18 protein-coding genes, 1 pseudogene and 1 riboswitch are annotated in these 18,926 nt (G+C 69.2%); of the genes and pseudogenes, 6 read left to right on the top strand and 13 right to left on the bottom strand.

Translation table 11 applies throughout. From position 1 onward, the window contains the following. Positions 1-8: 8 nt before the first annotated feature. From ACT6QK_RS00165 to ACT6QK_RS00150, 4 genes are all read right to left on the bottom strand, one after another. The gene (locus tag ACT6QK_RS00165; protein ID WP_444595797.1) at positions 9-689 is read right to left on the bottom strand and encodes a redoxin domain-containing protein; all 681 of its coding nucleotides are present in this window, start codon (positions 687-689) and stop codon (positions 9-11) included. A gap of 29 nt (positions 690-718) precedes the next feature. Continuing rightward, on the bottom strand, positions 719-2,962 hold the full coding sequence (locus ACT6QK_RS00160; RefSeq protein ID WP_444595796.1) for a protein-disulfide reductase DsbD family protein: 2,244 nt from the start codon (positions 2,960-2,962) through the stop codon (positions 719-721). A 41-nt stretch (positions 2,963-3,003) separates the two neighbouring features. Beyond that, complete coding sequence (locus ACT6QK_RS00155) at positions 3,004-3,444, bottom strand: OmpA family protein (RefSeq protein ID WP_444595795.1); 441 nt, start codon at positions 3,442-3,444, stop codon at positions 3,004-3,006. 108 nt (positions 3,445-3,552) lie between these two features. Further along, positions 3,553-3,900, bottom strand: coding sequence for a YMGG-like glycine zipper-containing protein (locus ACT6QK_RS00150; protein ID WP_444595894.1), 348 nt, complete (start codon positions 3,898-3,900; stop codon positions 3,553-3,555). Between the two features lie 178 nt (positions 3,901-4,078). On the opposite strand from ACT6QK_RS00150, the gene ACT6QK_RS00145 reads away from it, so the two are divergent. The 3 genes from ACT6QK_RS00145 to ACT6QK_RS00135 all read left to right on the top strand — a co-directional run bounded on the left by ACT6QK_RS00145 (position 4,079) and on the right by ACT6QK_RS00135 (position 6,348). Then, positions 4,079-4,450 carry a hypothetical protein gene (locus ACT6QK_RS00145; protein WP_444595794.1) on the top strand — a complete coding sequence of 124 codons (372 nt, stop codon included), beginning with the start codon at positions 4,079-4,081 and terminating at the stop codon, positions 4,448-4,450. Positions 4,451-4,577: 127 nt separating this feature from the next. Further along, positions 4,578-5,465 carry a diacylglycerol/lipid kinase family protein gene (locus tag ACT6QK_RS00140; RefSeq protein WP_444595793.1) on the top strand — a complete coding sequence of 296 codons (888 nt, stop codon included), beginning with the start codon at positions 4,578-4,580 and terminating at the stop codon, positions 5,463-5,465. Positions 5,466-5,490: 25 nt separating this feature from the next. Next, on the top strand, positions 5,491-6,348 hold the full coding sequence (locus ACT6QK_RS00135; protein WP_444595792.1) for a metallophosphoesterase family protein: 858 nt from the start codon (positions 5,491-5,493) through the stop codon (positions 6,346-6,348). A 99-nt stretch (positions 6,349-6,447) separates the two neighbouring features. Here ACT6QK_RS00135 and ACT6QK_RS00130 read toward each other — a convergent pair whose 3' ends face one another. The 3 genes from ACT6QK_RS00130 to ACT6QK_RS00120 form a co-directional block, all read right to left on the bottom strand. Then, positions 6,448-6,624 carry a DUF1328 domain-containing protein gene (locus ACT6QK_RS00130; RefSeq protein ID WP_444595791.1) on the bottom strand — a complete coding sequence of 59 codons (177 nt, stop codon included), beginning with the start codon at positions 6,622-6,624 and terminating at the stop codon, positions 6,448-6,450. A 203-nt stretch (positions 6,625-6,827) separates the two neighbouring features. After that, positions 6,828-7,247, bottom strand: coding sequence for a hypothetical protein (locus ACT6QK_RS00125; RefSeq protein WP_444595790.1), 420 nt, complete (start codon positions 7,245-7,247; stop codon positions 6,828-6,830). Further along, on the bottom strand, positions 7,247-7,624 hold the full coding sequence (locus ACT6QK_RS00120) for a DUF883 family protein (protein WP_444595789.1): 378 nt from the start codon (positions 7,622-7,624) through the stop codon (positions 7,247-7,249). The genes ACT6QK_RS00125 and ACT6QK_RS00120 overlap by 1 nt, the downstream gene beginning before the upstream one ends. Positions 7,625-7,804: 180 nt before the next feature. On the opposite strand from ACT6QK_RS00120, the gene ACT6QK_RS00115 reads away from it, so the two are divergent. Next, on the top strand, positions 7,805-8,758 hold the full coding sequence (locus ACT6QK_RS00115; protein WP_444595788.1) for an aldo/keto reductase: 954 nt from the start codon (positions 7,805-7,807) through the stop codon (positions 8,756-8,758). Here the strand turns inward: ACT6QK_RS00115 and ACT6QK_RS00110 are convergent. Continuing rightward, complete coding sequence (locus ACT6QK_RS00110) at positions 8,742-10,595, bottom strand: TonB-dependent receptor plug domain-containing protein (protein ID WP_444595787.1); 1,854 nt, start codon at positions 10,593-10,595, stop codon at positions 8,742-8,744. The genes ACT6QK_RS00115 and ACT6QK_RS00110 overlap by 17 nt on opposite strands. 166 nt (positions 10,596-10,761) lie before the next feature. Beyond that, positions 10,762-10,954, bottom strand: a riboswitch (cobalamin riboswitch). A gap of 79 nt (positions 10,955-11,033) precedes the next feature. On the opposite strand from ACT6QK_RS00110, the gene mutS reads away from it, so the two are divergent. Further along, the gene (mutS, locus tag ACT6QK_RS00105; RefSeq protein WP_444595786.1) at positions 11,034-13,721 is read left to right on the top strand and encodes a DNA mismatch repair protein MutS; all 2,688 of its coding nucleotides are present in this window, start codon (positions 11,034-11,036) and stop codon (positions 13,719-13,721) included. Positions 13,722-13,849: 128 nt separating this feature from the next. Here mutS and ACT6QK_RS00100 read toward each other — a convergent pair whose 3' ends face one another. From ACT6QK_RS00100 to ACT6QK_RS00090, 3 genes are all read right to left on the bottom strand, one after another. After that, a complete protein-coding gene (locus ACT6QK_RS00100) occupies positions 13,850-14,284 on the bottom strand; it encodes an IPTL-CTERM sorting domain-containing protein (protein ID WP_444595785.1) in 435 nt (144 codons plus the stop codon). A 148-nt stretch (positions 14,285-14,432) separates the two neighbouring features. Continuing rightward, positions 14,433-15,428 (bottom strand): IPTL-CTERM sorting domain-containing protein, encoded by a 996-nt coding sequence (locus tag ACT6QK_RS00095; RefSeq protein ID WP_444595784.1) that lies wholly within the window; start codon positions 15,426-15,428, stop codon positions 14,433-14,435. Between the two features lie 115 nt (positions 15,429-15,543). After that, the gene (locus tag ACT6QK_RS00090; RefSeq protein WP_444595783.1) at positions 15,544-16,554 is read right to left on the bottom strand and encodes a helix-turn-helix transcriptional regulator; all 1,011 of its coding nucleotides are present in this window, start codon (positions 16,552-16,554) and stop codon (positions 15,544-15,546) included. Positions 16,555-16,883: 329 nt separating this feature from the next. Here ACT6QK_RS00090 and ACT6QK_RS00085 point away from each other — a divergent pair. Beyond that, a pseudogene (locus ACT6QK_RS00085) lies at positions 16,884-17,171 on the top strand (DNA mismatch repair protein MutS); the annotation flags it as partial. A gap of 126 nt (positions 17,172-17,297) precedes the next feature. Here the strand turns inward: ACT6QK_RS00085 and ACT6QK_RS00080 are convergent. Together ACT6QK_RS00080 and ACT6QK_RS00075 are read right to left on the bottom strand one after the other, a co-directional pair. Continuing rightward, complete coding sequence (locus tag ACT6QK_RS00080; protein WP_444595782.1) at positions 17,298-17,900, bottom strand: IPTL-CTERM sorting domain-containing protein; 603 nt, start codon at positions 17,898-17,900, stop codon at positions 17,298-17,300. Between the two features lie 218 nt (positions 17,901-18,118). Further along, on the bottom strand, positions 18,119-18,829 hold the full coding sequence (locus ACT6QK_RS00075; protein WP_444595781.1) for a CAP domain-containing protein: 711 nt from the start codon (positions 18,827-18,829) through the stop codon (positions 18,119-18,121). Positions 18,830-18,926 lie beyond the last annotated feature (97 nt).

Below are 18,926 nucleotides of genomic sequence, written 5' to 3'. Positions count from 1 at the left end.
CGAGGGGCTCAGGTCCCGATCGTCTCCGGATATTTGATCGCGCAGCCATAGGGCTGGGCGAAGCCGTTCTGGACCGTCCGACCGGCCTTGATGTCGCCCAGCGCCGCCTGGACATAGTTGTTGGCGCCTTCGAGGTCCTCGACCTTGTTGGTCGGCCGGTCGTCGATGCCGCCCTCGTAGAGCAGACGGCCCTGGCCATCGATCACCCGCATGTCCGGGGTGGTCTTGGCCCCGTACAGCTTGCCGACGCGGCCGGTCGGGTCGAGCAGCAGATGGGTGAACTCAGCCTTGTGCGTAGCCTTCCAGGCGGCCGCCTCGGCCCCCTCGACAAAGCCCTGGGTTCCGGGCGCCGACGAGATGATGGTCAGCCAGACCACCCCGTCGTCGGTCGCCGCCTTCTGCAGGGCCTGCATGGCGCCGGTATAGTGTTTCTGCACATAGGGACAGCCGGCGTTGGTCCATTCCAGCACCACCGTCCTGCCCCGGAAGGCCGCCAGTGACCGCTCGGTCCCCTCGGCGTCGACCAGGGTGAAGTCCGGCGCGATCTCGCCCAGTTTGGCCTGGGTCACCGCGACGCCCGGGGCGGCGGGAGCCGAGGCGGCGTCGGTCTTCGCGGTTTCCGACTGCTGCGGATTGCAGGCGGCCAGAAGGATCAGGGCGGTCGAGGCGAGGGCGAGGGTGCGGATCATGGCGTCGTCTCCTTCGGTGTGCGGCGGGTTCAGGGTCGGGCGGAAGTCCCTTGCGATGCGGTCTTCAGGGCGTCGATGATGACCCCCTCGGTCAGGATCTGCGGCAGGATGCGCGCCGCGCCGCCTCCCGCCGGATAGACCAGATAGAGGGGAACGCCGGATCGACCGTGACGCTCCAGGGCGGCGGTGATTGCGTCATCGCGTCGCGTCCAGTCGCCGACCAGATAGACGGCGTTCGCCGCCTGAACCGCCTCTGCCGTGCGGCTCGAGGACAGGGCGGCGCGCTCGTTGATCTTGCAGGTCACGCACCAGTCGGCGGTGAAGTTGACCAGCACCGGACGGCCCTCGGCCTGGGCCGCGCTGACCGCCCCCTCCGACCACGGCTGGGAGGCCAAAGGGCCGGACGAGGCGGCGGCGTCCGTCGGACCCGCGCGCGCCTGACCGACGGCGACGCCGGTCAGGGCCACGGTGCAGATGACGGACAGCGTCGCGGCGACCGCGCTGACCACGGCCTTGCCACCCTCCGCCCGGCGCGTCTGGCTGACTCCGACCAGCCACAGGCCGAGGGCGAGGCAGAGCGCCGCGAGGAACAGCACGCCCAAAGCATCCTCCCCCGCCTGCCGCGCGAAGACCCAGACCAGCCACAGGGCCGCGCCATACATGGGGAAGGCCAGCAGACCCTTCAGCCGCTCCATCCATGGGCCGGGCCGCGGCAGTTTCGCCAGCAGGCGAGGCGACAGGCTGACCACCACATAGGGCAGAGCCAGCCCCAGACCCAGCATCAGGAAGACGACCAGGGCCATCGGCCAGGGCATCAGCAGGGCGGCCCCAAGCGCGAAGGCCATGAAGGGCGCCGTGCAGGGCGCCGCCACCACCACCGCCAATACGCCGGTGAAAAAGGCGCCGACGCCGCCCGGCAATCTCGACAGGGGGCCCGAACCGGCGCCCTGCAACCCCGCCCCGACGTGGAAGACGCCCGACAGGTTCAGACCGACCGCCATCATCAGCAGGCTCAAGCCCGCCACAACGCCCGGCGACTGCAGCTGGAAGCCCCAGCCTACGGCCTGACCGCCCGCCCTCAGGGCCAGCAGCACGCCCGCCAGCACGAGGAAGGTCGTCAGCACCCCGGCGAGAAAGGCCAGTCCGTCGCGCCGCGCCTCGGCCGGGGCGTGGGCCCCCGCCGTGAGGGCCGCCGCCTTCATGGCCAGTATGGGAAAGACGCAGGGCATCAGATTGAGGATCAGCCCGCCCAGAAGGGCGAACAGGGCCGCTTGGAGAAAGACGAGGGCACGGGTCGCGGCCGGCTTCGCATCGGGATCGCCCAGCGCCGCCCCGCCGTCCGCCCCGGCCAGCGGGTCTCCGGGCGCCGCCGAAATCTCCCAGGCGCCGAGGTCGGTCGCCAGAACCCCCGCCAGCGGCTGGGTCGGGCCCGTCGCGGCCATGCCCCGCCCGGGCGTCAAGTCCAGCGTCAGACCCTGCGGCCCCGTCCGGCCCGGCTGCACCGCCGGATGGTCGATCTGGCCGCCAGCGAACGGAAAGAACCACGCTGTCTTGAGGTCCGCCCCTGCCAGCGGCCCGCCCGTGGCGGTCAGGATCAGGCGGCCGTCGCGCATCGTCGCCCGCGCCTCGATCCCGGCCGGCTGGGGGGCGGTCTCGATGACGTTCTGGATCGCCGCCCCGTGCTGGGGGTCCAGCGGCGCGGCGCCCTCGCCGACCTTCAGGTCGAGGCTGAGGGTCAGCTCGTCCGGCACGCACATCTCGGCGCTGCACACCATGAACAGGGTCTGGGTGGACAGGCGCAGGGTCTGGCCCGGCCGCGCGCTCGCGGGGATGGCGATGGGGACCGGCAGATAGACCTCGCCGGAATAACCGAAATTCATCAGGCTCTGCAGCTGCTGCCGCTCGGGCAGGGGCCAGACGATCTCTCCCGCCGTCACCCCGGCCGGCAAGGTCCAGTTCAGGGTCGTCGGCCCGCCGGAATCCCCCGGATTGCGCCAGTAGGTGTGCCAGCCCGGCTGGATTTTCTGGCGCACGGCCACGATCGCCGTCGATCCCGGCGTCGCCCAGGCCGTCATCGGGACCAGTTCGGCCTCGATCCGCTCTGTGCCCTGTGGCCCGGTGTGTTGCGGGCCGGTTATCTGGACAGGCGCGGCCGTCACGGCGGGCCGGCTTTGCTGGAGCGTGGATTGCGACCGTGCCGCGCCCACGTGCCCGGCCACGAGGGCCAGCGTGGTCGCCAGAACCAGGCTCAGATGTCGAAATACGCGCAGCATCGGCCGATCTATAGCGGCCCGGACCGGGCCCGGCGACCGCGCTATTTCGGCGCGGCCTCGACCACAACCTCGGTGCGTCGGCGCAGAGGCTCGACGACCCCGGTCGAGGCGGTCGCGCCCTGATCCCCCCCGGCCTCGACCTCGAAGGCCGGCGCGGGCCACCCCGCCGCCGCCAGGGCCTCGACCACCGCCTGGGCCCGTCGTTCCGACAGGCTCAGATTCGCCGCCGCCCCGCCGCGCGCATCCGCCAGCCCGGTCACCTTGACCGACTTGATCGCACAGGACTGCAAGGCCGTCGCCGTCAGGGAGATCGCCTGCCGCGCCGCCGGGGTCAGCCCGGCCTGGCTATCCGCGAAATAGATGTCGAAACGCTGCGTCCCGCACGCGGACGGCTGCGCCACCAGCGGCTTGGCGCCCATCGACCCGCATCCCGACAGGGCCGCCGCGCCCAGCGCCAGCGCCATCATCGATCGACGTCCCATCATCTTTTCTCCGTTCGGCTCGCCAGGCGCATGCGCGATGCGAAAGAGGCGGCCCGTCTCCCGACCGGCCGCCTCTATCACCTCACGACGAAAACGCCGGAAGATCAATCAATAACGGCGCTGGCCGTTTTCCCAGTAGCACTCGCTCTGACGGCCGTCATAGCAATAGTAGTAACGGCCGGCGGAGTCGCGGTAACGCTGCTGGTTGGCGCGGTCCTGGTTGGAGCCGCGGATGGCGCCGGCTGCGCCGCCGACGACGGCGCCGATGGCTGCGCCGGTCGCGGCATTGCCGCCGCCGACGTTATTGCCGATGATCGCGCCGGCGACTGCGCCGATGCCGGCGCCGACCGCGCCCTGGCGAACCGTCTGGTTCGGACCGGTGTTGCCGTAGGGGTCGGTGGCGCAGGCCGAAGCCAGGAGGCCCGCGGCGCCGATGGCCAGAATTGCCTTTTTCATCTTCTCATCCTTCATCCCAGATGGGTCCATGCGGCGGACCTGTGAGTTCGCCCCGTTGGCGAGAACGCTGGATTATGGCTCAGGTTCCCGTCCCAATGGCGGGATTGTCTGTAAAACAAGGTTTCGAGGCGCAGCCCCTTGGGGGAGGGCTGGTATCGTCGGCGCTGGAGGGGTCCAGATGAGGTTGCTGCAACCGGTTCATATGTCCGACGACGGCCAGGCCCCGCGCTGGGCTCGAAGTCGCCGGCGCAAGCGTCGCGCCAACGCAAGCCCCTTGATCGGCTTTCTGGTCACCCTGCTTTCCCTGTTCGGCGTCCTGACGGGGGTGATGGCCGTCAAGGAAGGTTCAATCGCCCGGGGCGGGGCGGTCATCGACGGCTGGATCGGGACGGGCATCGTGGCTGTTCGCGACCTCGCCGACCGGACCCCGCCCCCTGTTCGGACGGTCGCGGAGGGCGCACGCGGCATGTTCCTGACCGTCGCCCACAAGGTCGCGGACGCTTACAGGGCCGTGACCGATCAAGGCGCCGACGAGCCCGACCCACAATAGTGACGCTTGTCGCGGAACACCGGGGCCCGGGTGGCGTTCGGGCAGGATGGATATGACGACCGACCTTCAATCTCCCGCCGCTGACAGCGCTGGCGGCGACGCCGCGCCCGACGCGGATGCCCGCGCCTTGACCGCGCATGCCGAGATCCGGCGTATCGTTGTCCTCGTCAACGCCCTGTCCGGGTCGGTCGGTCCGCGCGCCGTGGCCGATGTTGAGCGTATCCTGGCCGACTATCCGTGCGAGGCCGAGGTCGTCGCCCTGGAGGGCGGCCGGTTCGACGAACAGATGGACGCGGCCCTGGCCTCCAATCCTGACGTCCTGTTCGTCCTGGCCGGAGACGGCACGGCGCGGGCGGCGGCGTCCAAGGCGGGGCCGAAGGGACCGCTGATCGCCCCGCTGCCCGGCGGCACCATGAACATGCTGCCCAAGGCCCTCTACGGCACGGCCGACTGGAAGCTGGCCTTGCGCAACGCCCTGGAGAACGGCGCGCCGCAGTTCGTCTCCGGCGGGGTCGTCGAGGGCGAGGCCTTCTACTGCGCCGCCATCCTGGGCGCCCCCGCCCTCTGGGCTCCGGCGCGCGAGGCCATCCGCACCGGCAAGTTCTCCAAGGCCTGGACCCACGCCCAGCGCGCCCTGAAGCGGGCCTTCACCGGACGGCTGCGCTATGCCCTTGACGGCGGCAAGCCCGGCAAGACCGAGGCCCTGGTCCTCATCAGCCCGATGATCTCTCGCGCTCTGGACGAGCCGGTCGGGCTGGAGGCGGCCGCCATGGACCCCCACGACACGAGCCAGGCCTTCCGTCTGGCGGCCACGGCCCTGTTCAGCGACTGGCGCTCCGATCCCTCGGTTACGACGAGGCCGGCCCGCAAGATCGATGTCCGCGCCCGCTCGAAGATTCCGGCGGTCATCGACGGCGAACCCATGCAGCTGCCGATCGAAACCCGAATCCTATTCATGCCCAAGGCCTTCAGGGCCCTTGCGCCCCTGCCGCCCGCAGCCGAAGACTCCGTCTGATGAGGCAGATCGGGAGCCCCCGCGCGTGAGTTCAGGTCGGCTCCTCCAGTTTTCGGACGTGCATTTCGGCGTCGAACACCGACGGGCCTGCGCCGCCGCCCTCGACTACGCCCACGCCACGCCCAACGACCTGATCCTGATCACCGGCGACGTGACGCAGAAGGGCCTGCCGGACGAGTTCGCGGCCGCGGGCGACTGGATTCGCGCCATGCCGGAACCGCGCTTCGTCATCGTCGGAAATCATGACGTCCCCTACTACAGCCTGACCGCCCGCCTCTTTGCGCCGTGGAAGGCGTTCGAGGCCGCGACGGGCCACCCGGCCCATGACGGTGAGTTCGTCAGCGACAATCTGATGGTGCGCGGCGTCACCACCGCGCGCGGCTGGCAGGCGCGGCTGAACTGGTCCAAGGGGGTCATCGACCTGGACCAGACCCGACGCGCGGCGACGGCCCTGCGCCAGGCCCCGATCGGGGCGCTGCGCATCCTGGCCTGCCATCATCCCCTGATCGAGATGATCGGCGCGCCGATGACCGGCGACGTCAAGCGCGGCGACGCGGCGGCGGAAATCTTCGCCGAGGCGGGGGTGGATCTGATCATGACCGGCCACACCCACATTCCCTTCGCCCTGCCGATCGATCTGTCGGACCGCTGTTCCTATGCGGTCGGCTGCGGGACCCTGTCCCACCGCGAGCGAGGCGCGGCCCCCAGCTTCAACCAGCTCGACTGGGACGCGCATCAGGTCACGGTCACCGCCATGGCCTGGACCGGATCGGCCTTCGAGCCGTCCCAGACCTGGCGCCTGCCGCGACGCCAGGACACGCTCGACATCGCGACCGCGCCCGATCCGGCGACGCCGGGACGGAAGGAACAGGCCGCCGTCTGATCCGCCTGTCCGCCCGGGGGCTTCCGACGGCGGGCAGACAGCATAAGAAAAGGCCGCGCCCCTTGGGACGCGGCCTTACTTTTGGGGCTGTTCGGCGCCCTAGATTCGGGTGCCGCGCCCGCGCATCCCGTTCATGACGAAGGAGACGATCGCCAGGATCACGGCGATGACGGCGACGAACTTGGCGATGTCCATGGACATGCCGGCGATGCCGCCGAAGCCGAGAACGGCGGCGATCAGAGCGATGACGAAGAAGATGATGGCCCAGCGCAGCATGGAAAAGCTCCTGTTGAAGAGGAATTCGGAAAACAACCTCCGCGCCAAAGCTGTGTTCGACGCCTTGTCCAATAAACGCCGCGACGCCGCCCGCGTTCCCTCTCGTCGATTACTTGAACGTGATCCCGGACATTCGGCCGAAGATACAAAAACGGCCCGGACGAGGATCCCGCCCGGGCCGTCTCGCTGTCGTGTAGCCGGCGTCAGCGACGACGCTTGCCGTATCCCCGGCTTTCCATCCGCTTTTCCGTAACCATGCTGGCGACGATCGCCGCCAGGGCCGGGTTGCGGATCAGGAAGAACAGGGCGCCGAGGCCGAGACCGGCGCCGACGATGGGACGATCGCGCAACAGGTGCACCGCGCGGGCGGCCAGCCCCTCAGGCTCGTCGTCATCTTCATCGTCGTCGTCATGCATCATCCCGCCGTCCTTGAGGAAGACGAGGGCGACGATGGCCGCGACGGCCGCGAACAGGGCGAAGGTCAGGGCGGCTGCGCCGAGCGGCGGCAGGACCAGAAGCAGGGCGTAAAAGATCGCCGCGCCCAGGGCCACCACGGCGACGAAGGCCGCGCCGGCGGCGGCGAAGCCCGCCACCAGCTTCTTGATGAGGCTCCTGCCGATCATCAGCGGCGTCGGCCGGCCAGCAGCAGGCCGATCACAACCCCAACTCCCAGGGCGATGGCGGTGGACTGGACCGGACGTTCCTGGACCCGCTCGGTGACATAACGCTGGGCTTCGTCCAGCCGTTCGGCCGCGTCGTCGTAATATTCACGGCCGCGCACGCGGGCGGTGTCGTAGTAGCCGCGGGCCCGCTCGCGCAGTTCCTCGGACTTTTCGCGCAGGACCGCCTCGGCCTCCGAAGCCTTGGCCTTGGCGCGGCTCTGGGCGGCTGCGGCCTTTTCCTTCAGGCGCGCGGTCTCTTCGCGCGCGCCCACCTTGAGATCCTCCTTGAGGGTCTTGAGGTCGTTCTTGATGTCTTCGCGCGCTTTGGTGGTCGCCATGTGCGTACTCCTGATGGTCAGCTTGACCGTAAATAGGTGTCCCCGCCTGTCAACGCCACATCACGGCGCCGGTTCCTTCACGTCTTCGGCGGCGCAGCAATGTCGCACCGGCTTTCGGCGCACATCGGTCGCCGGGTAAGGTTCTGTAAGCTTCCCGCTCAGCCTCCCTTAAGCTTTCTGGTGCAGGGTCCGGCCGTGTTCTCGTCGCCCGACCCCTCCGTCGCCGGAAAGCTCGCCATCGCCGTGGTGACCCAGCCCGAGCGTGTCCAGGGTTCGGTCATGGCCGCCCCCCCGGGCGCACGCGAAGACGCCATGCGCAACCTTCTCCAGACCGCCGCCGATGCCGGCTGCAGCGTGGTCGCCACCCGGCCCGAGGGCGACAACGAGCGTCTGCTGGGCCAGGCCTGGCCCTTCCCCAGCCCCTTCGCCGTCACGGTGCGCACCGTTCCCCTGTCCGAGGGTCTGGACCGGGTCGAGGCCCGCGCCCGCCGCTCTCTGGAGCGGATGGGCCTGCCGCGCGGCGAGGTGCTTCTGATCTCCAGCGCCAATGATCTGGCCGGCGCCGAAGGGCGGGCCCTGTGGGACCGCGCCCGCGCGCTGAAGGACCGCGGCCTGTTCAGGAAGATCGGCTTCTGCGCCACCGTCGAGGACGGGCCCGACCTGCTCGCCCGCCGCTTCCAGCCCGACGTGGTGCAGACACCCTGCAACATCCTGGACCAGCGCGCCGTGACCGAGGGCGTCCTGTCGGATCTGGCGTCCCAGGGCGTGGAGGTCCACGTCGGCTCGCCGTTCGCCGGGGGCCTGTTGTTCATGGCCGGCGACAGCCTGCCGCATGGTCTGGCGGACTACGCCGGCGACCTGTCGCGCACCCGCCGCCGTCTGGCCGAGGCCCGCGTCGATCCGATGCAGGCGGCCCTGGCCTTTGCGCTCGGCCTGCCGCCCGCCGTCTCGGTCGTGGCCAGCGTCGCCTCGGCGGCCGAGATGCGCGCCATGCTGGCGGCGGCCCATGCCCCCCGGCCCGATCTGGACTGGGAGGCCCTGGCCCTGCCCCAGGCGGCGGCCCTGTCGCGGGCGATCCACCGCTCGGGCGGATCGCCGCACGACGATCTCTACGCCATCAGTAGCGCAGCCTGATCCCGACATAGCCGGACCGACCCGGCTCGCCGTAGCCGAGCACCTGTTGGTAATGCTCGTCCGCCAGGTTCTCGATCCGCGCCGTCAGGGCGACTTGATCCGTCAGCTGGAAGGCGCCGTTCAGATTGGCGGTGACGAAGCCTTCGCGCGTCGCGGACGTGGCCGAGTTGTTGTCGGGCTGATCGCCCTCGGCCCGGATGGTCACGGCGCCGGACAGGCGGTTTCCGGTCCAGCCCAGGGTCGCCGATCCGGAATGCTCCGAAACACGCGCCAGCGGACGGTCGTTGCTCTCGTCCCTGGCGTCAGTCCAGGCATAGGCGAGCGCCAGGTCGAAGCCGCCGCCCAGCCGCGCGCGGCCTTCCAGCTCGACCCCGTCGGTCCCCGTCTCGGCGACGTTGACATAGTAGCTGTCGAACGTCGCCGTGTCGGTGAAGTAGGTGATCTGGTCGTCGACGTTCAGGCGATAGATCGTCGCGCGACCCGACAGGCGCCCGTCGGCCGAGGCCCAGCCGATCGCCGCCTCGAGGCTGTCGGCCGTCTCGGGCCGCAGCACCGGGAAAGGGGTCGAGGAGAAGCAGAAGTCGCACACCGCCTGGCTGATCGACGGCGCCTTGAAGCCCGTGCCGTATGCGCCCGACAGGACAAAGCCGCCGCCCAGTTCATAGGCCGCCGAGACCCGGCCCGTCGTTTCCGAGCCGAAGTCGTCCGTGTCGTCCCAGCGCAGGGCGCCGGTGAGATTCAGACGCTCCGTGGCGTCCCAGTTGGCGACGGCGAAGACCGAGGTCGTGCCGAGCTCTTCGGACAGGCCCGACGAGAGGCTGCCGGAGGTGTCTTCACGCTCGGCGCCGAAGGCGAAGGCCAGGCTGTCGGACAGGGCCTTGCCGTCCGCCTGCCAGCGCCAGACCTGACGGTCGGCCTCGAAGTGCGACGGGAAGCTGGAGACCGTGTCACGGCTGATGTCCGAGGTCGAAAGGCTGAACTGATGGTCCAACGACAGGGCGCTGAAGCGGGCGCGGGCGAAGCCGGACCACTGGGTGCTCTCGGTCGTGTCGAGGGTGTCGGCCAGGGCGTAGGTCGGGGCCGGGAAGCCGTCGATGTCGGCCTCGCTCTTCGACCAGCGGGCCGAGCCGTCGATCGTGAGGCCGCCGGTGAAGGCATAGCGCCCCTTGGCGCCCAGGGTGGTGTTGTCGAAACCGTCGGCCTCGGTGTTTCCATCGGCCTCGTCGGCGGCCGAGATGCCCCGGGTGTGGAAGCGCGACGCCCAGGCCCCCAGGGCCCAGATCTCGTTCGCCGTCCCGACGGCCAGCCGCCCGCGCAGGGTGCTGAAGCTGCCGGCCTCTGCCTCGGCGCGCAGACCGTCGACCTCGCGAGTGGTGAAGGCGATCACCCCGCCGATGGCGTCGGAGCCCCAAAGCGACGACTGCGGGCCCGACAGGACCTCGATGCGGTCCACGTCTCCCAGCTCAAAGCCGGAGAAGTCATAGGCGCCGTTGATCTCGGCCGGGTCATTGACCGGAACCCCGTCCACCAAAACGAGCGTCTTGCCGGGCGTGGCGCCGCGCATGCGGACCTGGGCCACGCCCCCGAAGGCGCCGGTGCGCACCACCGACAGACCCGGCACGTCGGCTAGGATGTCGGCGGCGAAGACGGCGCCGCGCTGCTCGATTGTCGCGCCGTCGATGACGCGGGCGCCGGGGGTCTCGGCCACGATGGCCGGCAGGCGGGCGGCGGTGACGACGACGTCGTCGACCTCGACCGGCTCTGTCGTTTGCGCGTTCGCGGCGAAGGCGGTGAAGACGGCCAGCACGGCCGTGGAGGCGAAGAGAGAACGCTTCATGGAGCGTGTTCCTTGTCGGTCCGGGCGACGGCGCGCGCCGGGACGTGAAAGCGACCAATCCGCCCCCGACAGGGTCGGAGACGGCGCAGAGATCGGGTCGCTTCGACGGAACATCCCTGCAGTCAGCAGGGGGCAGGCCCCACGCCTCTGTCTGGTCCCGGACAGCGGACGAGCGACGGGGGCGGCCAGGTCTCCTGGCTTGCGGGTCGCCGGATCGCCGCCCTCGCCTTCCCGCTCTCGCAGTGGCGCCGGGATCGCTCCCGGATCGGACGACGGCCCTCGCCGCCTACAGTTGCGGGCACAGCCGCGGTGTCTGACCGCGTTCCCTTAACCGCCTGACCGCGCCTTTCGCAGATGCGGCGCCGGGGAGCAATAGCGGAGCGTGCGCCGGAGGAATCGCTTGAGCCGCTGTGCCCGATCCGTCACCTTGCGCGCTTCATGAACGCCCCCGTCGTCCATCCCCCCGTCCTCGAAGGCGTGACACCCGTCATGGGCCAGTATCTGGCGGCCAAGGCGGCGCAGCCGGATGCGGTGGTCTTCTTCCGCATGGGCGACTTCTACGAACTGTTCTTCAAGGACGCCGAGATCGCTTCGGCGGCGCTGGGCATCGCCCTGACCAAGCGGGGCAAGCATCAGGGCGAGGACATCCCCATGGCCGGGGTGCCGGTCCATGCCCTGGACGGCTATCTGGCGCGGCTGATCCGGCTGGGTCACCGGGTCGCCATCTGCGAACAGATCGAGACCCCTGCGGAGGCCAAGAAGCGCGGCTCCAAGGCCATCGTGGCGCGCGACATCGTGCGGGTCGTGACACCCGGCACCCTGACGGAAGACACCTTACTGGATGCGCGCGGCGCCAACCGGCTGGCGGCGGTCGCCGTGCGGCGCGGCCGGGCGGCGGTGGCCGTGGTCGAACTGTCGGCCGGAGCGGTGGACAGCCTCGCCTGCGACCTGCGCGATCTCGGCGCGGCCCTGGCGGCGTTCCGGCCGTCCGAGGTTCTGGTCCCCGACAAGCTCTATTCGGACGCCGAGGTGCGGCCGGCGCTCGACGGCTCGGGCGGGCTGGTCCAGGCACTGGCCTCCGCCGTGGCCGAACCGGGCGCGGCGCGGACGCGGGTCGAGCGGCTGTACGGCGTGGCCTCGCTGGACGGCTTTGGCGCCTTCGAGGAGGCCGAGGTCTCGGCTCTGGGCCTGATCGCCGCCTATCTGGAGACGACACAGGCGGGGCGCATTCCGGCCCTGTCGCCGCCGCGCCGTTCGGGCGAGAGCGGCTTCCTCGCCATCGACCCGGCCACCCGCGCCAGTCTGGAGATCGACCGCAGCCAGAGGGGCGAGCGCGAGGGCAGTCTGCTGCACGCCATCGACCGGACCGTCACCTCGGGCGGGGCGCGGGCCCTGGCCGAGCGGGTGTCGCGGCCGCTGCGCGATCCGGCGGCGATCAATGCGGCGCTGGACAGCGTCGAATGGCTGCTGGAGCGGCGCGATCTGAGGCGCGACCTGCGCGACGCCCTGCGCTCCTCGGCCGATGTGGCGCGGGCCGTGTCGCGGCTGGCGCTCGGCCGCGGCGGACCGCGTGATCTGGCGGCCATCCGTTCGGGACTGGCCACGGCCGAGGCGGTGGGCGGGTTGTTCCTGACGGCGGGTCATCCGGTCGGCGATCCGCTGAACCCGCCGCCTGAGCGTCTCACCGCCTGTCTGGACCGGCTCGCCACGACGGCGGAGGTAGGGCGGCTGCTGGCCGATCTGATCGACGGGCTGGTGGACGAGCCGCCGCATCTGGCGCGCGACGGCGGGCTGGTGCGCCCCGGCTTCCGGCCCGAGCTGGACGAGGCCCTGCGCCTGCGCGACGACAGCCGCCGCGTGGTCGCCGAACTGGAGGCCCGCGCTGTCGCCGAAAGCGGGGTGCCGTTCAAGGTGCGCCACAACGCCGTCCTCGGCTATTTCCTCGAGACCAATGCCAAGCACGCCGAGCCGCTGTTCCGCGCCGGCCCCGAAAGCGCCTTCATCCACCGCCAGACCCTGGCCAATCAGGTCCGCTTCACCACCGTCGAACTGTCGGAGCTGGACGCGAAGATCAGCCAGGCGGGCTTCCGCGCCCTGGCCATGGAGGGGGAGACGTTCGAGGCCTGGCGCGCCGAGGTGCAGCGTCTGGCCACCCCGCTGCAGGCCGCCGCCGACGCCCTGGCCGACCTCGACGCCTCGGCTGCGCTCGCCGAATGGGCCGAACAGGTCGGGGCGGTCCGCCCTGTGGTGGATGACAGCCTGGTCTTCGACGTTCGCGCCGCCCGCCATCCGGTGGTCGAGGCGGCGGTCAAGGCGGCGGGCGATCCCTTCTCCCCCAACGTCTGTCGACTGGACGGGGCGGGCGTCGGTTGCGCCCGGCTGTCGATCGTCACCGGGCCGAACATGGCGGGCAAGTCGACCTTCCTGCGCCAGAACGCCCTGCTGGTGGTGCTGGCCCAGGCCGGCTGTTTCGTGCCGGCCGCCGCCATGCGGCTGGGTGTCGTCGACCGGCTGTTCAGTCGCGTGGGCGCCGGAGACGACCTGGCGCGCGGCCGCTCCACCTTCATGATGGAGATGGTCGAGACCGCCGCCATCCTGACCCAGGCGACGGACCGCAGCTTCGTGGTGCTGGACGAGATCGGCCGCGGCACCGCCACCTATGACGGCCTGGCCATCGCCTGGTCGGTGGCCGAGGCCCTGCACGAGACCAACCGCGCCCGCACCCTGTTCGCCACCCACTATCACGAGCTGGCGCGGCTGGAGGACCGGCTGGCCCACGTCTGCAACCTGTCGATGAAGGCGCGGGAGTGGAACGGCGATCTGGTCTTCCTGCACGAGGCGACGCCCGGCGCGGCCGACCGGTCCTACGGCGTCCAGGTGGCGCGGCTGGCCGGGGTGCCCGGCGCCGTCGTGGCCCGCGCGGCCTCGGTGCTGGAGCGGCTGGAAACCGAAAAGTCCGCCCACGGACGACTGGACGACCTGCCACTGTTCGCCGTCATGGAACCGGCCGCCGCCCCCGCCGGCCCCTCCCCCCTCGACCTCGCCCTCGCCGACCTCGACCCCGACGCCCTCAGCCCGCGCGAGGCGCTGGAGGCGCTGTATCGGCTGAAGGCGCTCGGGACCTAAAGCCACACGGCAAGCCGATCACCCCGCGATCAAATCAGACCTGCCGAAAGTCGCTATGGGTGGCGCAGCGAACGTCGAAACAGCCCCGCTGTCGCCAACGAGGCCGTTCACGCTGTTCTGGTTGGTGATCAGACCAGCCGGCGACGTTGCTCAATATATAGAGCCGCACCACCGGCAAGGGCGATCGCGAACAGGATCATCGCCCACTCCGACAGGGTCGGCACGGCGGAAACAGCGGGTTGAACGGTGACGTTGTAGGTCCGGCTTCCGGTGACCGGCGTCATCCCCACCATGCCGGATGAGTTGATCGTGAAGATGTAGGGGCCCGCCGTCGTCGGCGTGCCCGCCAACGTGGCGCTCATCCCATTGTTCGTGAACGTCAGACCGGGCGGCAGCGTGCCTGACTGGGAGAATGAGAAGGCCGGGAAGGGCGCGGTAAAGGTCTGCGAATAGGCTACCCCGACCTGCGGGTTGCTGATGGTCGAGGGATCGACGCCCTGAGCGGCGGCCGGAGCGACCATGGCGAACAGGACGGCGATGGCCGCGAGAAACGAGCGAAGCATGAATGACCCCCAGGGCGCGCCGTTCGTCTGACGATTGGGCGCGGAAAGCCGAAGGTTAGCAATCGCCCGGCTCAGCGGGGTTCTATTTCTTGTATTTCCGTGCCGAACAATTGAACGGGCGCACGTTTCACCTTCCGTGGGCCGCTGCTCAGACCGTGCGCCGACGCCTGTGGATGAACAGCGCGGCGCCGCTCGCCAGCATCAGGCCGAACAGGATCAGCGCCCATTCGGACAGGGTCGGCACGGCTGTGACCGCCGCCGGCGGACCCGCGCCGATGACCCGGGTTATGGTTCCGAGGATCCCGTTGGAAATGTAGAGATCGCCTTCCGCGTTGAACGCCAGCTTCACCGCGTAGGGCGCGTCCGCCGCAGCGACGAGGGTCGTGATGCCGCCGACCTGCGTAATTTTCAAGATGCCGGCGCCGTTCACCACCGCATAGACCGTGTCGCTGCTGTCGATGGCCAGACCCAGACCCAGCGGCTGGCCGTATGCGCTGAGGTCCGCGAAAAGGCTGACGGTTCCTGTCGGCGTCACCTTCCTGATCGTGCTGTCGATGACATCCGAAACATAGATGTTTCCGGCGCTGTCGCGCGCCACGTCGGAGGGCTGAGGAAAGCCGGCGACGTCGGTGACCGTGGTTCCGTCCGGCGCGACCTTGCGGAGGAGGCGAGTGTTGCCGGTGGGGTCGGCCGGGGCGAATTGAAGGTCAGCAACATACAAGCTGCCTCCAGAGCCGAACACCAGATCCGACACGCCGAAATATCCCGTCGATGTCGTCGTCCCATCGGAGAAGGTCGACACCGTGCCGCCGGGTGAGACCCTGCTGATGTAGTCGCCGTCGCCGAAATACAGATTGCCCGCTGCGTCGAACGCCAGCCCCTGGGGGTTATTCGCCGGCGTGGCGACAGTGCTCGATACGCCGCCCTTCGTGATCTTGAATATCCGCCAGATCGGGCTGGGCGACGTGACGCGAGCGGCGACATAGAGATTGCCCGCCGCGTCGAAAGCCAGCGCTTCCGGACGATTGAGCCCGCTGAAGAACGGCGTCGGAACGACCGTCTGGGCGTTGGCGGGCGTCCCCCCCAGGATCGCGGCGCCGAGACACAGGGTGAGCGCCAGGCCGACGCGGAGGAGACTAGCCAACACTGAAACGCCCCAGGACTACGGAAGACCGGTCCTCAGCTTAGCCTTGCAAGATACGATCACGGACCGCTCCTTCTTGTATCTTCGTGCCCAAAACTTGAACGGATGTGCCCGCCTATCCCTCAGGCGGGAGCATCTCGCGGTCCGCGCGAAGCAACTGCCGGTACTGGCTGGGCGTCATGCCGTAGTGGTTCCGAAAAGCGCGGCTCAGGTGGGCGGCGTCGGCAAATCCCAGCCGGTGGGCGATGGTGGCGATGGCCTCGACCCGGTCCAGGTCGGCCAGGGCCTGACGGCTGCGTTCCAGCCTCTGGGTCAGGATATAGGCGCGCACTCCACCATCGCCGTGAAACGCCGCGAACAGCTTTCGGCGCGTCGTGCCAAGGGTCCTGCACAGATCCTCGATGGCCGGATCGTCGCGGACGCCGAGACGCTGATCGATCCGCTCGACCGCGCGGCGGCGAAGCGCCAGCTCCGCGCTGACCGGCGATCGGGTTCGAGGCCGGACTGCCGCCAGGGCGACGGCCAGGGTCTCCACGAACATCCGGCCGAGGCTTTCGGCCTGGTCGGCGTCCATGTCCGTCAGCATGTCGCTGACCTGTTCGGCCAGGGCGAAGGCCAGTCTGGCCTCCTTTTCGGGCACCACGAGGCCATGCAGGTCGCCGATCGGGCCGAACCGATTGATCGCCAGTTCGCGCGGCAGGACCAGGTTGTAGGTCAGGCTCCCGGTCGAGACGTGCAGTGACCGTCGGGCCAGGTCGTGGAAATGGAAGGTCCCGGGCGTCTCGCGCAGGGCGCGGCCATCGAAGTCTCCATGCGCCTCTCCGGCTTTCATCATGCTGACTATGATCGGATCGAAGTCAGAGTTGCGGACATCGGCCAGTCGGCGTTCCCAGCGCATGGCCGTGATCTCAACCCGGGCGAACATCACCGGTCCCAGTTGGGCGGAGACCCAGCGGGTGTCGAACGGCTCGATCGGCTCGGTGCGGTAGATCGGCTCGGCTCGCGGCCAGTCCCTCAGATACCAGGCGCGATACCGTTCCTCTTGCGGCAGATCGTCCGTGGAGAAATGCAGCAGAGGTATCAGATCTCTGGACCGCGACCCGCCGCCCAGGCCGTCTATGGTCAATCGCCCGCTCATACAACGCCCGTCCGCATCCCCACCTGCGACGAGCCTAGATCAGGGAAATCCGCCTGTCAGGGACAAATGAACTGGATCGTTCAGCCGTTGACGGGACGCAAAGACCCGGCGCATGTTGATCGACGATCCCGGCCGCCGCAAAGGGATTCGATCGCGGCCATCGACTGAGGCATCGGCCCGAGACGCCAAGGCCCCCCTCAGTCCCGCACAACCGGCTCATATCCGTAGTCGATGACGCTCATGTAGGAGAACCGCGCATGCGGGCCGCAGCCGACGCCGGCGCGGACGTAGTCGGGGCGGAACGGGTTGGCCCGGTGGCCACGCCCGGCCCGGCCGACCGGTCCTATGGCGTCCAGGTGGCGCGACTGGCCGGGGTGCCCGCCTCCGTCGTCGCCCGCGCCGCCTCGGTGCTGGAACGGCTGGAAACCGAAAAGTCCGCCCACGGCCGACTGGACGACCTGCCCCTCTTCGCCGTCATGGAACCGGCCGCCGCCCCCGCCGGCCCCTCCCCCCTCGACCTCGCGATCGCAGACCTGGACCCCGACGCCCTCAGCCCGCGCGAGGCGCTGGAGGCGCTGTATCGGCTGAAGGCGCTGGAGGGGTGAGGCCGGTCTCGGGTTCAATCTGTCGCGAAAGCGGACGCGGCGAATTTCCGAGATAGGTGGATATCAGACATTCCAACGGCCCCGCCCTCGCCAGCAGGGCCGTTTCCGATACGATCGGAACGCTGATTATGCGGAGAGCTGACGCCGCTGGATGTAGAGCGCCGCACCACCCGCGAGCATCAGGACGAACAGGATCATCGCCCATTCCGACAGGGTGGGAACCGGGGCAGCGGCGACCTGTACAACCTCGAAGGCCAGATTGTTAGCGAAGTTTGGTGTGTTACCCGAGAAATAGAGGAGCCCATCGGCGTAGGTGGCCGGACCTCTTCTTAAGGACGAAGACTCGAATACGAACGTGTAGACGCTACCTGCTGTTACGGGCAGCGGGGAGTTTAGTGTAATCGTCTGGAAAGCTAGGCCAGGACGCGAGTCTGTAAGAGCGACAGCTTGGCTGCGCAGAGGCGCAACCACGTTGTTAGTGACCCCCGTGCCTGCTCCGCTCACTAAGTGCAGAACCGTGTTGGTATCGGCGTCAGATACGACGCGGATCTGGGTCACAGTTCCCGTCACAGTGGCTTTGAAGGAATGCCCCACATACGGAAGTAGACCGTTGCTTACACTTCTGTCGGTTGCGGAAATTGTTTGGGCTGCGGCAGGGCTAGCAAGGGCAATCCCCAAGCAGGAGAGCATCACCAGCCCAAGCCCGCGCGACAATTCAAAAATTCTCATGGAGTTTGTCTCGTCGGAAGAATGATGTTCTCTCGATTAAGGTAAGCTTTGCCTTAGTCAAGTTGCCCTGCAGCCTTTCGGCTTGACACACGACCATGGGCGAGGCCGTTCGCCCCGGAAGGGGCGGCAGGTTCGGTAGAGGTCCGCTTAGGGTCGTAGGCCGCCATCGCCCGATGGTCTGATTCCCGACATACCGGCCGCGCCCAGGATTGGCCCCCTCAGTCCCTCTCCACCGGCTCATACCCATAGTCGATCACGCACATGTAGTAGAACATCGCATGCGGGCCGCAGCCGACGCCGGCGCGGACGTAGTCGGAGCGGAACAGGTTGGCCCGGTGGCCACGCCCCCGGACATTGTCGTCGACCAGAAGCTGGATCACCACCTCGCGCGCGGTGTCGTAGCCGTAGGAGATGTTCTCTCCGCCATAGGGGTCGCCGCCGCGTCGGGCGATGCGGGCGGCGAAGTCCCGCCCGTCCGAGCCGTAGTGGCCGATGAAGCCGGTCGGGCCCTGGTCCACCACATGGTCGCGCGCCGCCCGTTCCAGCACCGGATCGAGCCGCAGCGGCGGCAGGGGCGGCTGGCGACGCAGAAAGCGGATGGCCTCGTCCACGGCCGCCACGCCCTCAAGGGTCTGGATGGTGACGCGACCGGGCCGGATGACCTGATCGCCCTGAAACTGGGCGCGATACTCCTGCAGCACCGCCACATAGGCCCCGGGGTCGGTCCGCAGCCGGTTCATCTCGTCCAGAACCTCGCGCGCCAGCCAGGCGTCCCCGCCGACGGGGCCGGGGCCGGTCATGACGCGCGGCGTCCCGTCAGCCGTCGGCGCGGCGGGCCGGTGCGTCTCCCGCCCCTCGGCCGGACGCGCCAGGGCGCCGATCGCCGCGAGGGCGATACAGCCGCAGAGAGACAAGACGCCGACCTTCACCCGAACCCACTCCAGAGGTGCGACGCCGAACCTGCCAAAAGGCGGCGAACGACGCCATAAGCCTCTCGCCGCCGGCCGAACCTCATGCGGGCTTTCG

Source organism: Brevundimonas sp. (assembly GCF_052436175.1).
In the GTDB taxonomy this organism is placed as follows: domain Bacteria; phylum Pseudomonadota; class Alphaproteobacteria; order Caulobacterales; family Caulobacteraceae; genus Brevundimonas.
Note: the sequence above shows the minus strand (reverse complement) of the source record. Positions and strands in the feature narration are given on the sequence as shown.